Annotated in this window: 4 protein-coding genes; 3 read left to right on the forward strand and 1 reads right to left on the reverse strand. The window is 69.6% G+C overall.

Features of this window, described 5'->3' with window-relative positions; genetic code table 11:
* Position 1: 1 nt before the first annotated feature.
* The 3 genes from FBR43_RS15830 (at position 2) to FBR43_RS15840 (ending at position 15278) form a co-directional block, all read left to right on the forward strand.
* Positions 2–583, forward strand: a complete 582-nt coding sequence (locus FBR43_RS15830; protein ID WP_136943973.1) for a winged helix-turn-helix transcriptional regulator — start codon at positions 2–4, stop codon at positions 581–583.
* Positions 584–841: 258 nt separating this feature from the next.
* Positions 842–14362 carry a cadherin domain-containing protein gene (locus tag FBR43_RS15835; protein ID WP_136943974.1) on the forward strand — a complete coding sequence of 4507 codons (13521 nt, stop codon included), beginning with the start codon at positions 842–844 and terminating at the stop codon, positions 14360–14362.
* Positions 14363–14426: 64 nt separating this feature from the next.
* Positions 14427–15278, forward strand: a complete 852-nt coding sequence (locus tag FBR43_RS15840) for an SDR family oxidoreductase (RefSeq protein WP_136943975.1) — start codon at positions 14427–14429, stop codon at positions 15276–15278.
* Positions 15279–15491: 213 nt separating this feature from the next.
* Here the strand turns inward: FBR43_RS15840 and FBR43_RS15845 are convergent, their stop codons facing one another.
* Positions 15492–16118, reverse strand: a complete 627-nt coding sequence (locus FBR43_RS15845; protein WP_136943976.1) for a YbhB/YbcL family Raf kinase inhibitor-like protein — start codon at positions 16116–16118, stop codon at positions 15492–15494.
* Between the last annotated feature and the right edge of the window lie 5 nt (positions 16119–16123).

Consider the following 16123-nt stretch of genomic DNA (forward strand, 5'->3'; position numbering starts at 1 on the left):
TATGGCTGCGACCGCGCGACACATCATGGTCATCGAACCGTCCGACGCGCTGCGCGCGCGCTATGTCGCGACGCTTGCCGAGGCGGGATATTGGGTGCGCGGATCGGCGACGCCCGCGCAGTGCGACGCGGCGATCGCCGAGGCGCCTGCCGACATCGTCGTGCTCGACCTGACGCGGCCGGTGTTGCGCGCGGTTCCGAACGGTCGCGCACCCGCAGCCGACGCGCTGCCTATCGATCCCGTCGCGCTGCTCGATCGCCACGCCGCGCTGCAGCGGCTGGCCTTTGGCGGGCTGGTGATCGACGCGCTGGCGCGCACGCTGCATCACGGCGCGCAACCGATCATGCTCACGCGCGGCGAATTCACCTTGTTGTGGCTGCTCGCCTCGGCACGCGGCGCGGTGCTGACGCGCGACCGGCTGTGCAACGCGGTGGCGCGCACGCCCGCCGACAGCGATCCGCGGACTGCCGACGCGCTGGTGCGCCGCATCCGCCGCAAGATCGAACCCGTGGCGGGCGGCGGCATCGTGCTGACGGTGCCGGGCCTCGGCTATCGGCTGGGCGCGGAGGTACGTGCTGCCTGAGCGGCGCCGAACATTTGTTCGCTGTCCACATCCTGTCCGTTGTCAGCCGCTGACGATGCCGCGAACGTCGGCGCACGCAGGGATCAGGCAGGGCGCGGCCGGGCGGGGTGGAACCCGACGGCGGCGGGCACGGTGCCGGACCGGCGGATAGCGGGGTCGTGACAGCATTGGAACCGTGGCGCTGCGCAGGCGGCGGCCGCGCATGTTGTGGCGCATCCGCCCGGTCCGCTCCTTCCTGAAGGCGGGGGAGAAGCGGGCATGGCGATCATCACGTTGAACCGGGGCGAGGATTTCGCGCCTTCCATTCGCGGCGAGCACATGGTGTTCGGCACGCGCGAAGGCGCCGAGACGATCCGCGTCGACCTGTCGGCCGACACGCGCGTGGTGCTCGACGGATCGTTCAACGCCGGCGGCGACCATGTGATCGTGAGCGGCATCGGCCCGGGGCTGACGATGCAGCGCTCGGGTGCCGCCGTCATCTTCGCGATGCCCGATGGCGGATCGCTGGTGGTGCCGGTGGGATCGGCGGCGATCACCGTCGAGGTCGGCGGCGAGACCTTCATGCTCCAGTTCCGCGACGGCGCGGTGATGTTCGGCGACGCGGTGGTGGGCAACGACCCCGCGCCGCTGCCGTTCGACAACGAAGCGCCCATCTTCGCCGCCGACGCCGCCGTCACCATCGACGAGAACGGCACGCTGGTGCGCGCGACGGGCGGCGCCGGGGACGCCGATGGCGATGCGCTCGCCTATCGCATCGTCGGCGGCGACGATGCCGCGCTGTTCGTCATCGACGCCGAGACGGGCGCGCTGTCGCTGCGCGACGCGCCCGATTTCGAGGCGCCGGGCGATAGCGATGGCGACAATGTCTATCGTGTCGAGATCGCCGCGTCCGACGGGCTCGCTGAAACGCGCCAGACGATCGCGGTGACGGTCGCCAATCTGAACGAGGCGGCGCCGGTGCTCGACGTGCCCGCGACGGTGGAGATCGACGAGAACGGAACCGCGATCGTGACGGTCGCGGCGAGCGACGCCGATGGCGACACGCCGCGCTTCGCCATCGCCGGCGGCGCCGATGCCGCGCTGTTCACGATCGACGGCGCGACGGGCGCGCTCGCATTCCGCGATGCTCCCGATTTCGAGATGCCGGGCGATGCCGATGGCGACAATCGCTACGACGTGGTGGTCAGCGCGAGCGACGGTACGCTGACCGCGACGCAGGCGATCGAGGTCCGCGTCGGCGACGTGAACGACGAGGCGCCGGTGTTCGTATCGCCCGCCACGGCGACGGTCGCCGAGAACAGCCTCGTGCCCGTGCGGCTGCCGCTGATCGTGGCGCGCGCCGAGGACGCCGACAGCACGACCATCCGCTACGCGATTGCCGAGGGCGGCGACGGCGCGCTGTTCACGATCGACGCCGAGAGCGGCGAACTGCGGCTGCGCGCGCCGCTCGACTTCGAGGCACCGGCCGACGCGAACCGCGACAATGTGTACGAGCTGGTGCTCGAGGCGAGCGACGGCGCGAATATCGGACGGCAGACGGTGCGCGTGAGCGTGACCGATGTCGACGAGACCGCGCCGCCACCGCCACCCCCTCCGCCGCCTCCGCCTCCTCCGCCACCCCCGCCGCCGCCGCCCCCGCCACCGCCTCCGCCGAACGAGGCGCCGGTCATTACCACTGCCGCCGCGCTCGGCGTCGACGAGAACGCGCTCGCGGTCGTCACCGTCGCCGCGACCGATGCCGATGGCGATACGATCACCTATGGGCTGGCGGGCGGCGCCGATGCCGCGCGCTTCGAGATCGACGCCGTGACGGGCGCGCTGCGCTTCCGCGCCGCCCCCGATTTCGAGACGCCGGGCGATGCCGACGGCAACAACGCCTATCAGGTGACGGTCTCGGCGAGCGACGGCACGGCGACCGTCACCAAGGCGCTCACCGTCACCGTCGCCGACCTCAACGACGAGGCGCCGGTCATCACCTCGGCGGCGAGCGTCTCGACGCCCGAGAACCGCCTGGCGACGGGGCTCACCGTCACCGCGACCGATGCCGATGGCGACACGCCGGCTTTCCGCATTTCGGGCGGCGCCGATGCCGCGCTGTTCCGCATCGATGCGACGACGGGCGCGCTGTCATTCGCTGCCGCGCCCGATTTCGAGGCGCCGGGCGACGCCAATCTCGACAATCGCTACCTCGTCGAGGTCGAGGCGAGCGACGGGGCGAACGCGACGCGCCAGATCGTCACCGTGATCGTCACCGATGTCGACGAGACGCCGGCGGGCGCGCTCGAGGCGGCGCTCGCCAACGACAGCGGCCGCAGCGCGACCGACGGCATCACCAACGACGCGACGATCGCGGGCAGCATCGACCCCGCCAATGCCGGTGCGCTGCGCTTAATGCTCGATGGCGGCGCGGCGATCGACCTGTCGGCGCTGGTGCAGAGCGACGGCAGCTTCAGCTTCGACCTTGCCGATCTGCCCGGCGTCACGCTGGCGCAGGGCGCACGCATCGCGCGCATCGAGGCGGGCGACGAAAGCGTCGAGGTGGCGTTCACCTATGACAGCATCGTGCCGACCGGCGGCAGCGTCGCGCTGGCGCGCTCGTCCGACAGCGGCACGATCGGCGACAACATCACCGCGCAGGGCAGCGTCACGCTCGTCGGCACGGGCGCCGAGGCGGGCGCGAGCGTCACGATCGCGGGCGCGCCGGCAACGGTGGTGACGGGCGCGGGGCGCTTCACGCTCGAGGACGTGGCGCTCGTCGAGGGTGCCAACCGCCTGTCGGTGCGGCTGTCCGACGCGGCGGGCAACGAGACGTTCGTGAGCCTCGAGGTCGAGCGCATCGCGGGCGGCGCCGAGAGCGACATGGTGCTGTTCTGGAACAATGTCGCGCTCGAGGTGATCGCGGGGTCGGCCGCACCTCCGGGCGTCGCCAGCCGCGCGCTCGCGATGCAGAGCGTGGCGGTGTACGACGCGATCAGCGCGATCGACGGGTCGCCGCCCCTGTGGGTCAATCTCGATGCCGGCGCCAATGCCAGCATCGACGCGGCGGTCGCCTATGCGTCCTATGCGATGCTGCTGGCGATCTTCCCCGGCCGCAAGGACGTGCTCGACGCGCGGCTGGCCGAAGTCGCCGACCAGCTCGGCAGCGGCGCGTCGCTCGCCGAGGGGCGGGCGCTGGGCGAGGGGATGGCCGAGATCATCTTCGCGCTGCGCGAGGGCGACGGCTACGACGCCTATGTCACGCATGCCGGCGGCAGCGCGCCGGGCGAATGGGTGGCGACGGGGCCAATGTACGGCGAGCCCGAGCTGCCGCAATGGGCGAGCCTCGACACCTTCGTCATCAGCCGGCCCGACGAATTCCGCGCCGGGCCGCCGCCCGCGCTCGACAGTGCCGAATATGCCGCCGACTTCAACGAAGTGAAGGCACTGGGTGCGGCCGATTCGACCACGCGCACCGCCGACCAGACGCAGATCGCCGCCTTCTGGCGCGACGGCATCGGCACCGCGACGCCGCCCGGCCACTGGAACGACATCGCCGAAGTGGCGGCCGAGATGACGGGCGCGGGGATCGGCGCCAATGCGCGCATGTTCGCGATGCTCAACCTGGCGCTCGCCGACGCGTCGATCGCGGCGTGGGATACCAAATATTTCTACAGCGGCTGGCGCCCCGAGACGGCGATCGCGCGCGCCGACGAGGACGGCAATGCGCTGACCGAGGCCGATGCCGACTGGGTGCCGCTCCAGTTCAGCCCCGCGCATCCCGACTATGTATCGGGCCACTCGACCTATAGCGGCGCGGGCGCGGCGGTGCTGACGCATCTGTTCGGCGAGGATTTTGCCTTCACCGTCGGCTCGCCGACGGTGGCCGGCATCACGCGCGACTTCGACAGCTTCGCGCACGCCGCCGACGAGGCGGGGCGCAGCCGCATCTATGGCGGCATCCATTTCGAGTTCTCGAACGCCGCGGGCAAGGCGATCGGCAGCGATGTGGGCGCGGCGGTGATCGACGCGCTGTCGCGCAGCGAGGACCGGCAGGGGCCGCGTATCGTCGTCACCAGCGACGACGACCAGGTGGTGCGCGCCGCGCTGGCGATCGAGGGTTTCGCGATCGACAATCTGTCAGGCGTCGAGGGTCTGGAAGCGCGCATCGACGGCGGCGACTGGGAAAGCATCGCCTCCGACCAGCTCGGCCGCTTCGCGCTGTCGGCAGGCGGCGACGACGGTGAGCATCTCATCGAACTGCGCGCCGACGACGCTGCGGGCAACGCATCGGCAGTGGTCGAATATCGCTACACCGTCGACAGTCTGGCGCCGACGCTTGCCTTCAGCGGGTTCGCCGACGGCGCGGTGCTGGCAGCGGGGGCGCGCATCGCGGGGCTTGCCGACGGCACCGGATCGACGATCACCGCGCTTTCCTACGCGGTCGATGGCGGGCGCGACGTGCCGATCGGCTTCGATGCCGGTGGCCGGTTCGACGCGGCGTTCGACATCGCCGCGCTGGCGGCCGGCGGGCACCGCGTGACGCTCACCGCGCGCGACGCGGCGGGCAACAGCGTCACGCAGACGCTCGACTTCAGCATCGCCGATGCCGCGCCCTTCACCGTGACGGCGATGACGCCGCGCGCCGGATCGGGCGAAGTCGGGCTGACGCAGCGGCCGCAGGTGACCTTCTCGAAGGCGGTCGACCCCGCGAGCCTGACCGAAGACAGCTTCTACGCGACCGACGCCGACGGCAATGTGCTCGCCGCCAGCATCGTCGTCGCCGCCGATGCGCGCAGCGCCTATCTGTTCTTCGACGAGGCGATGCCCGGCGCGCAGCGCATCACGGTACATCTCGATGGCGAGGCGGTGCGCGCCGCCGATGGCGCGCTGCTCGATGGCGACCGCAACGGCGCCGCCGGCGGCGACTATGCCGGCAGCTTCACCACGATCAACGACGCGCCCGTGGCCGGCACGACGATCACCGGCTTCGTCGTGGGGCCGGGCGCCGACCTCAAGCCGATGACGCCCGACGATTTCCGCGCCGGGCCCGACGGCGTGCCGCACACCGCCGACGATGTGTTCCTCGAACGGCTCGCGGGCGTGAAGGTGTGGATCCTCGGCCGCGAAAGCGAGGCGGTCTATACCGATGCCAATGGCGCATTCACGCTCACCAGCGTGCCCGGCGGCGTGGTGAAGGTGGCGATCGACGGCCGCACCGCGACCAACGCGCCCGAGGGCGTGTTCTTCCCCGAGATGGTGATGGACGTGCGCGTCCGGCCCGGCGTGGAGAACACGCTGATGGGGACGATGGGCTCGACCGATCTACAGGCCGACAACCTGACGCGCGGCGAAGTGTATCTGCCGCGCATCAGCAAGGAGATCCTCGTCGAGGTGAGCGACACCGAGACGACCTATGTGGTCGCCAAGGGCGACGACTATACCGGCCTGACGCAGGCCGAGCGCGACCGCCTGACGCTGGAGGTGAAGCCGGGATCGGTGCTTGGCGAGGACGGCCAGCCGGTGGCTGGCGCGCAGGTTGGCATCTCGACGGTGCCGCCCGAGCTGGTGCGCGACATGCTGCCTGACGGGCTGTTGCAGCACACCTTCGACATCACCATCCAGGCGCCCGGCGCGGCGGTGTTCGCCGAACCGCTCCAGATGATCTTCCCCAACACCTTCGGCGCGGCGCCGGGCACGCAGCTTAACTTCCTGAGCTTCGACCACACGACGGGCCGCCTCGTCATCGAGGGCACCGCGACCGTCTCGGCCGACGGGCTTTCGGTCGTCACCGATCCGGGCACGGGCATCAGCAAGCCCGGCTGGCACGGCCTGACGCCGCCGGGATCGCCGACGGGCCTGCCCAACAATCCCGATCCGCGCCGTCCCGACAGGCCCGACGAGCCCGATCCCGACAAGCCCGACGAGCCGGAAAAGCCGCCGTGCGAGGGTAATGGCATCGACGGCGCCGAATTCCTGGGCATCGCCAAGGAAGTGGCATTCACCTTCAAGAACACGCTGCAGGAACTCGGGCGCTTCGGGCAGATCGCCAAGTGCATCACCGACATCGCCGACAAGGCTGCCGAGATCTTCAACACCGGCTCGACGCTGGCGGGATCGATCTTCTCGAGCAGCTCGTCGGTATGGGTCGACGCGTTCAAGAGCGCCGATGCGATCAAGCAGGGCATCAAACTCGCCGTCGACAAGGTGTTCAGCGAGGCGACGGGCCAGACGATCAGCAAGGCCAAGGCCGCGGTCGAGCTGGGCATCGGCACGCTCAAGACCGCCGAGAAGACGCTCGAGGCGCTGCGCTCGACCTCGACCGATCCCGATTGCGCGACGCCGGGCATCGACGGCGCGCTCGCCGCGATCAAGGCGACGCTGTTCCTGGCCAGCCAGGTCAAGAGCGCGATCGCGTTCGGCGAGAATCTGGCGTCGCTCGCCAAGGGCGCGGCCGTGAAGGCGACCTTCGAGGCAGTGTGCGCCGTGGTCGACAAGATCAAGTTCATCCTCGACATCAAGGGCCTGTCGCCCTCGGCGGCGTCCGATGCCGATCTGGTGGCGCTGGCGCGCGCTGCCGCCGATGGCGACGAGACCTCGCTCGGCGACCTGCTGACCGCCGAGGAGCTCGCCGAGCTGCAGGGCCTGCTCGCCGAGCTCGACGCGGCCAATGCGCAGCTCGTGATCGACACCGCGCTGCCTGCCGACCGCCCCGCCGACGCGATGCTCGACCAGTTCATCGACTGGGCCGATTACGGCCTTGCCGACCTGTCCTACGGCATGTCGACCTTCCTCGATCTTTCGGGCGGCGCCTATTACGTCATCGAAGGCGGGCCGCAGCCGATCCGCGGCCGGCTCGAGGCCGACGGCACGCTCGACGTGTTCCTGCCCGCCGAGACGGTGCTGACGCTGCGCGTGCTCGACCTTGCCAATGGGCTGATCGGCGAGACGGTGTTCACCACCGGCCGTTCGGGCCAGTCGACGAGCATTCCGCTGCCCGATCTCTACGGCAGCGCCGGGCTGCCCGACACCGATGGCGACGGCCTGCCCGACGAAGCCGAAACGATCGTCGGCACCAGCGTGACGCTGGCCGATACCGATGGCGACGGGCTGTCGGACCTGTTCGAGCTCGAGAACGACCTAAATCCGCTGGGCGACTTCCCCGCCGCGACGGGCGTGGTTGCCTCGATCGACACCGGCAATGCCGCGGTGGTCGAAGTGGTGACGGTGGCGGGCCTCGGCTCGTCGGCGGCGCGCCTCGCCTTCGTGCAGGCGGGCGATGCGCTCTCGATCGTCGATATCGCGCAGCCGATGAACCCCGTGCTCGTCGCGCGGCTTGCGGTGGCGGGGGGTGCTACCGACGTCGCGGTCGACGTCGCCGCCGGGCTCGCGGCGATCGCCACGGGAGCGGGCATCCGCATCGTCGATGTCGGCGATCCGGCGGCGCCGGCGCTGCTCGCGACGTTCGATTTCGATGCGCGGCAGGTCGAGCTGGTCGACGGGCTGCTCGTCGCGAGTGACGGCAGCCGGCTGCTGCTGGTCGACCCCGCGACGGGCGAGGTGCTGGCCGAACGGACGATGGGCGCGACCGTGAGCGCGCTCGCGATCGAGGGCGACCGGCTCTATGTGCTCGCGGGCAACACGCTGTCGGCCTTCACCGTCGCCGCCGAGGGCGAGCTGATCGGGCATGACAGCATCACCGTGCCGCAGGTGTCGGTCAATCCGCAGCTCTTCGCGGGCGGCGGGCATGTGTATGTGCCGGGCTATAACGGCTTCACCGGCGGCTATGCGACGATCGACGTGCGCGATCCCGATGCGCTGGTGCTGGCAAGCGGCATCGACAATGGCGGGCTGCCGGGCAGCGACATCGCGCTCAACGGCTCGGGCCTGGCGGTGATCGTGGGCGAGGTGGGCGGCGTGTTCGGCGTCAACGCGATCGACGTGATCGACGCGAGCGACCCCGCCGACACGGGTACGCTGGTGACGCGCTACGAAGTGGGCGCCGCGCCGACGGCGGTGTCGATCGCCTCGGGCTTCGCCTTTGTCGGCGATGCGACGGGCGGCTTCCACGTCGTCAACTATTCGGGCTTCGATACCGCGGGCATCGCGCCCACCGTAACGCTTGGCGGGCTGCCTGCCGATGTCGATACGGCGGCGGCGGGTCTCCAGTGGATCGAGGGCCGCGACATCGAGCTTGCCGCGACCGTCGCCGACGACGTGCAGGTCCGCCAGGTCGAGGTGCTGGTTAACGGGCAGGTGCAGACGATCGATACGGGCTTCCCGTTCGATCTGGGCGTGCGCGTGCCGACGCTGGCCGAGAATGGCGACGTGGCGACCTTCACCGTGCAGCTGCGCGTCACCGACATGGGCGGCAATATCGGCCTGTCCGAACTGGTGACGGTCGAGCTGGTGCCCGATACCGTCGCGCCGGCGCTGATCCGCTCGAACATCTCGGACGGGCAGACGGTGGGGCAGTCGTTCCGCACCTTCACCTTCGTGTTCGACGAGGCGCTCGACGCCGATTTTGTCTCGATCGACAGCTTCAGCCTGCTGCCGGCAGGCGGCGGCGACGCGATCGCGCCCGCGGCGTTCCAGCTGCGCGATGGCGGCCGCGCGATCCGCGTCACCTTCGACGCGCTGCCGACGGGCGACTACGACCTCGCCATCGCCGATGGCGCGCTGCGCGACAAGGCGGGCAATATGGCCGCGCCCGAGGTGGGCGAGGCGAGCTTCCGCGTCGCCGACTTCTCGATCCTGTGGACGGGCGCCGCGAGCGACGACTGGAACGATCCGGCCAACTGGAATCTCGGCCGCGTGCCCGACGAGACCGACGACGTCGGCATCTCGCTGTCCGATGGCGGCATCGTGACGATCCGCAGCGGCACCGAGGTGACGGTGGCGACGATCACCTCGAACGCCGAGATCGTGGTGGCGGGCGGCCTGAAGATGACGCTGGGGTCGATCGACACGCTGACGATCACCAACGGCCGCGTCGACGTGGCCGACAGCCTGACGCTCAACAGCTTCGACATGCCCGGCTATGGCTATGTCTCGGGCACTGGCGACATCATGGTCCGCGACGGCGGTACGCTGCGATACGGCCAGTTCGAAGGCACCGGCGCGCTGGTGGTGCGCGACGGCGCCGAGATGCTGTTCGGCGATCCGCACGACCCCGACCAGCCCTATTCGAGCAGCTATCTCTACATCGGCAAGCCGGTCGTCATCGAGGGCGATGTCGTGGTGGGCGCGACGCAACTCTATTTCGGCGTGGCAAGCTATGACGACGAGGCGCAGGCGTACGTCTATCTGCCCGGCATCCTCGACGTGCGCGACGGCGGCAGCCTGACGCTCGATGGGCCGCGCGCCGACCTCTACAGCTATTATACCAATGTCGAGAACCGCCTGACCGTCGCTCCCGGCGGCATGCTGCGCAAGACCGGCGGCGGCACCTCCGACATCGGCATCGCGCTCGAAGCGACGCCCGAGATCGTCGAGGGGACGGTGGCGATCGCGAGCTACGGCGAATATCGCATCCCCGCCGGCGCGGTGATCGACGAGCTCGTCGTACGCGGCGGCACGGTCTGGATCGACGGCGACGCGACGATCGGCACGCTGCGGATGGAAGGCGGCACGATCCTCGGCGACGGCGATCTCACCATCGCCACGGCGCTCGAATGGCATGGCGGCACGATGACGGGCGCGGGCACGCTGGTGATCGGCGCCGATGCCACGGCCTCGATCGGTCGCGAGCCCGATCCCGACGGCTATGTCTCGCAGGAATCGGTATCGCTCGGGCGTACGATGCAGGTCGAGGGCGAGGTGGTTCTGGGCGACGTCTATGTCGGCCTCAACACCAGCGTCTATGACAGCGATGCGGGGCGCTACGATTATTTCGACGGCCGGATCGCGGTCGCCGAGGGCGGCGACCTTGCGATCGCCGGCACCGCGCGCATCTACAACGGCAACCGCGACGGCACGCCCGACATCGACGGGCCGGTCACGGTGCGTCCCGATGCGGTTCTGCAGGTGCAGTATGAAGCCGACAGCGCCGGCATGACGGTGGACGGCACGCTCTATGTGGATGGCGGCGTGTTCCATCTGCGCGCAGGTCATGCGATCGACGCTATCATCGTGCGCCAGGGCGGCATGGTGATCGTCGAGGACGATGTGACGCTGCCCGAGCTCTACATCGAAAGCGGCACGCTGACGGGCGCGGGCGACCTCACCGTCACCAGCAGCTTCGACTGGCGCGAGGGTACGCTGATGGGCGAAGGCAGGCTGGTGCTTGCCGATGGCGTGGCGGCGGCGCTCGGCGGCGCGGCCGATCCGGCCAATCCCGATTCCAACCGCTCGCTGACGCTCGGCCGCACGATCGAGACGAGCGACGACGTGACGGTCGGCAACGCCTATCTCTATAGCCCCGACACGATCTACGATCCCATATCGCGCAGCTATGTCGCCAACGCCGGCGGCATCGTCGCGAGCGGCGACGCGCAGGTGACGCTTGCGGGCTTCGTGTACCTGCACGGCGCGCGCGACCCGATCGCGCTTGCCGATGCGGCGACGGTGGTCAAGACGGGCGAGGACATCCTCTATCTGCTGGTGCCCTTCGACGATCCGATCGCCGCCGATGCGGGGACGATCTTGTTGCAGTCGGGCGGCAGCTGGTCGCTGCCGGCGGGTGCCTTCGCCGCCAACCTGACCGTGGCGGGCGGGCGGCTGACGGTGGCCGACGCATCGAGCGTGGGGCGGCTGGTGTTCCAGAGCGGCACGATCGACGGCGACGGCACGCTGACGGTGACCGAGTCGATGCACTGGACCGGCGGCTGCATGACCGGCACCGGCCAGACGGTGATCGATGCCGGCGCCGAGGCGGTGTTCGGCGTCGAGCATGGCGGCGATGGCGGCCAGTCGATCTACTATCAGTATCTCGACCGTCACCTGACGATCGAGGGCAGCGCGCTGGTCGAGCAGGCCTATATCCTGATCGGCTCGGCGACGGGCGGTGTCGCGATGCCCGGCACGCTCGAAGTGGCGAGCGGCGGCACGCTGACGCTGGACGGCCGCTACAGCGACATCTTCCGCGGATCGAGCAGCGTGGGCGGCTCGTTCGTCAACGACGGCGACGTCGTCAAGGTGGGCGGCGGCCGATCGGAGATCGATGCCGCCCTGACGATCTCGGGCAGCGGCAGCTATGTTGCCGAAGAGGGCGTGATCGACCTGCCTTCGGGCGATGTAGGCACGCTTCCGGTCATCCCGCCGCTCGCCGATGCGGGCGACGTGATCGGCGCGAACACCGTGGTCACGCTTACCGACGGCACCGTGCTCGACGCGCTGACGCTCAATGGCGGCACGCTCATCGTCGAAGGCAATGTGACGATCGGCACGCTGGTGATGAAGGCCGGCACGCTCATAGGCGACGGCACGCTGACGATCGACGACCGGCTCGACTGGGTGGGCGGGCACATGGCCGATACCGGCGTGACGCGCATCGCCGCGACCGCGACGGGCATGATCGGGCGGCCGACCAACAGCGACGCCCAGCCCTCGATCACCTACCCCTATCTCTCGCGCGAGCTCGAGATCGCGGGCGATGTCGTGATCGAGCAGGCCTATATGTACCTGGGCTTAGGCTATTATTCCGATGCAGACGATGCCTGGGTGTATCTGCCCGGCGTCATCGACGTCGAGGCCGGCGGATCGCTCACGCTCGAGGGCGGCAATGCCGATATCGACTGGAGCAGCGCGCGCGGGTCGATCACCGTCGATCCGGCGGGCAGCCTCATCAAGCAGGGCGGCGGCACCAGCAACCTCATTGCCGACTTCACCGGCGCGGTGACGGTGACCGAGGGCACGCTGCGGCTCTATTCGGACGAATCGACGCTGACCGGCGCGAGCGGCGACGGCACGCTCGACCTGTGGGGCGGCACGCTCAGCGTCGACGCCGCGCTCAGCATCGCCAGTTTCTCGATCAGCGGCGGCGTGCTCGACGGCGACGGCTCGATCGCGATTACCGACCGGTTCGATTTCCTCGGCGGCACGATCACGCTCGCGGGGGGCATCACCGTCGAGGAAAGCGCGTCGATGCGCTTCGGGCGCGATCTCGGCCCCGGCGACGGCGATTATTCGGGCGCCGGCTATCTCGCCACCGATCTGCTGATCGAGGGCGAGGCGGCGATGGAGGGCTTCCGGCTCTACATGGGCACCAGCACCTACGACTACGACCTCCAGAGCTGGGTCTATTCCGACGGTGCGCTGACCGTCGCCGACGGCGCGTCGATGACCTTCGAGGGGCCGGGCAACTATCTCTACGACGGCAATGGGCGGCCCGATAACCGCTTCGTCGCCGAGCCGGGTGCCAGCGTCACGCATGTCGGCGAGGGCGCGGTGCAGTTCGCGATCGAGATCGAGGGTATCGAGGCGCTGCTGGGGAGCGTGACGATCGTCTCGGGCGGCGTCTATCGCCTGACGGCCGACAGCGACGTCACGCATATCCGCCTCGACGGCGGTACGCTGATCGTCGAGGAGGATGCCGATCTCGCCTCGCTGATCGTCGCCTCGGGCACGGTGGCGGGCGCGGGGCGCCTGACGATCACCGACACGCTCGACATCCAATACGGCACGATAATCAACACCGGCGGCACGCTGGTGGCCGAGGGCGCCGCGATGCGGCTGGCCGAGCTTCGCCCGGTCGTGAGCAACACGTCCTATCTGTACCTCGGCACCGACCTGACGATCGCCGGTACGGCGCTGATCGAGAAGGGCGCGTCGTATCTCGGCTATTCGGCGACGGTGGAAGGCACGTCCTATGGCGGCGAGGGCACGATCCGCGTCGTCGACGGCGGCGCGATCGAGGTGCGCGGCAACCAGAGCAGCTTCTACGACTATTACAATCTCGACAATGCCGTCGTCGTCGAGGCGGGCGGCAGCCTGACCAAGACGGGCACCGGCACGCTCGATCTGGGCGCGGCGCTCTCGGGCGGCATCGAGGTGGTAGACGGTCGCGTGTCGCTGTCGGGCAATGGCGAGCTCAGGCTGACCAACGGCATGCACTATGACGAACTGGTGATGACCGGCGGCACGCTAACGATCGAGGGCAACGTCACGATCGGCCGGCTCGTGCAGAGCGGCGGCACGCTGACGGGCGACGGCACGCTCACCGTCACCGGCCATTATGGCTGGAGCGGCGGCACGCTTGTGGGCGACGGCGCCACCGTGATCGACGCAGGCGCGACGATGCTGCTGGGCCGCGCCTTCGATGCCGATGCGACGGGCGCATCGCACGGCATGACGCTGCTGCGCGACCTGTCGATCGAAGGCGAGGCGAGCTTCGCGCAGGCCAATCTGGTGATGGCGAGCTATGGCTATGATGCCGAGGGCAACTGGATGGTGCAGGGCGGCACGCTGACCGTAGAGACCGGCGGCACGCTGGCGTTCGAGGGGCCGTTCAGCGATGTGCTCGACTATGCCGGCACGGCAGGCGCGGCGGCGATCGTCAACAACGGCACGATCATCAAGCGCGGCGACGGCACCTCGACGATCGCCCCCACGATCGACTTCACCGACAATGGCACGCTGGTGATCGAAAGCGGCACGCTCGTTCATTCGGGCAGCGGATCGCCCGCGCCGCTCGGCATCGCGCTGTCCGATCTGCTGGCGAGCGTGACGACCGACGATGCGGGGCTGTTCGACGATCCCGCCGATGCGCCTGCGGTCATCATCGCCGAGCCGGTGTCGGCGGCGGGGCTGGTGCTGCTCGACGATGTGGTGAGCGTCATGCACCCGATGATCCCGGTGGCGTGACGCGCGGAACCCCGCTGCCGGCCGGCTGGTTGACCAGCCGAGCCAGCAGCCGGGAGCCGCAACGATGACCGACACGATCGACATGATCCACGAAGACGCGCTGCCGGGGCACGAGAGCAGGCTCGACCCCAAGCCCGAATGGCAGCCGCGCTATCCCGGATCGGGTCGACTGGCGGGCAAGGTGGCGATCGTGACCGGCGCCGACAGCGGCATCGGGCGCGGGGTGGCGGCACTCTATGCGCGCGAGGGCGCCGATGTCGCGATCCTCTATCTGTGCGAGCATGATGACGCCGCCGAGACCGCGCGCATCGTGCGCGAAGAGGGCAGGCGCGCGCTGACGATCGCGGGCGACGTGGGCGACAAGGCGTTCTGCGAGGAGGCGGTGGCGCAAGTGGTGCGCGAGCTCGGCCGGCTCGACGTGCTGGTCAACAATGCCGGCGAGCAGCATCCCGACAAGGACATTCGCGACATCACCGACGAGCAGCTGCGGCGCACCTTCCAGACCAACATCTTTTCGATGTTCTACATGGTGCAGGCCGCGCGGGCGCACCTGAAGGCCGGGGCGGCGATCGTCAACTGCACGAGCGTGACGATGTACAACGGGTCGAAGGAACTGCTCGACTATTCGGCGACCAAGGGCGCGATCACCGCGTTCACCCGCAGCCTGTCCGAAAATCTGGTGAGTGAGGGCATCCGCGTCAACGCGGTGGCGCCCGGCCCCATCTGGACGCCGCTCAACCCCTTTGGCGGTGCCAGCCCCGAGAAGCTGGAGAATTTCGGCGAGAAGACGCCGATGGGTCGCCCCGGCCAGCCCAACGAAGTGGCGCCCGCCTTCCTGTTCCTGGCGTGTGAGGATTCGAGTTACATGTCCGGGCAGGTGCTCCACCCCAATGGCGGGATGGTGGTGAACGGGTGAGAACGAGGCATTCGCACCCTATCCGTTCGTGCCGAGTAGAAACCGAGTAGCGCCGCCAGGCGCGTATCGAGGGTTCGTATCGAGGCATGGCGACCGCGACCCACCTCCCTCGATACGCGCCTTCGATACGGCGGCAGCTCCGCCTACTCAGTCGCTACTCGGGACGAACGGATTGGGGATGAGCGCTATCCCTCACTGCACCGCCGACGCGATTTACCCCGCCGCCTTCGCCACCCCCCCCACCGGCCCCACAGGCTTCTCCTCGCCGCGCGAATAGGTGCCCGTCAGCAGCCCGGCGGCGAGCACACGGCCGTGCATCGCCTTGAGCACCGTCGAGCGGCCGGGATTGTCCTTCACGTCGGGGCCGTCGGCGAGCGCGAAGAGCTGGAAGGCATAATGATGCACGCCGTGGCCGGTGGGCGGATCGGGCGGCAGCCAGCCTTCGGCGCGGTAGCTGTTGCGGCCGACATCGCTGCCGTCGTCGCTGGCGCGGCGCTTGTCGGCGACGATCGCGCCTTCCTTCAGTTCGCCGTCGCCCGGCGGCAGATCCCACACCACGGCGTGCACCAGCGGCGATGGCGTGGGCGCATCGGCATCCTCGACGAGCAGTGCGACGCGCACCGTCTCGGGCGGCAGGCCCGTCCAGAACAGGGGCGGCGAGATGCCGGCGCCATCGGCGGTGAAGCGCTCGGGCAGCCGCGCGCCATCGGCGAAGGCGGGGCTGGCGAGGCGGATCGAGGTGAAGCTGCCGAGGCCAGGCTGGACGATCGCGAGCTTCTCCTCGCCCGCGCGCAGGCCCTTCAGCGCCTTGCCGAGCCATGACGGGACATGTTCGAGCATGATGG

It is taken from the genome of Sphingomonas baiyangensis (assembly GCF_005144715.1).
In the GTDB taxonomy this organism is placed as follows: Bacteria; Pseudomonadota; Alphaproteobacteria; order Sphingomonadales; family Sphingomonadaceae; genus Sphingomonas; species Sphingomonas baiyangensis.

Bases quoted from the DNA above. Each gene is read 5' to 3' on its own strand.
- FBR43_RS15830 (WP_136943973.1), top strand. From the start codon at position 2: ATGGCTGCGACCGCGCGACACATCATGGTCATCGAACCGTCCGACGCG.
- FBR43_RS15835 (WP_136943974.1), top strand. From the start codon at position 842: ATGGCGATCATCACGTTGAACCGGGGCGAGGATTTCGCGCCTTCCATT.
- FBR43_RS15840 (WP_136943975.1), top strand. From the start codon at position 14,427: ATGACCGACACGATCGACATGATCCACGAAGACGCGCTGCCGGGGCAC.
- FBR43_RS15845 (WP_136943976.1), bottom strand. From the start codon at position 16,118: ATGCTCGAACATGTCCCGTCATGGCTCGGCAAGGCGCTGAAGGGCCTG.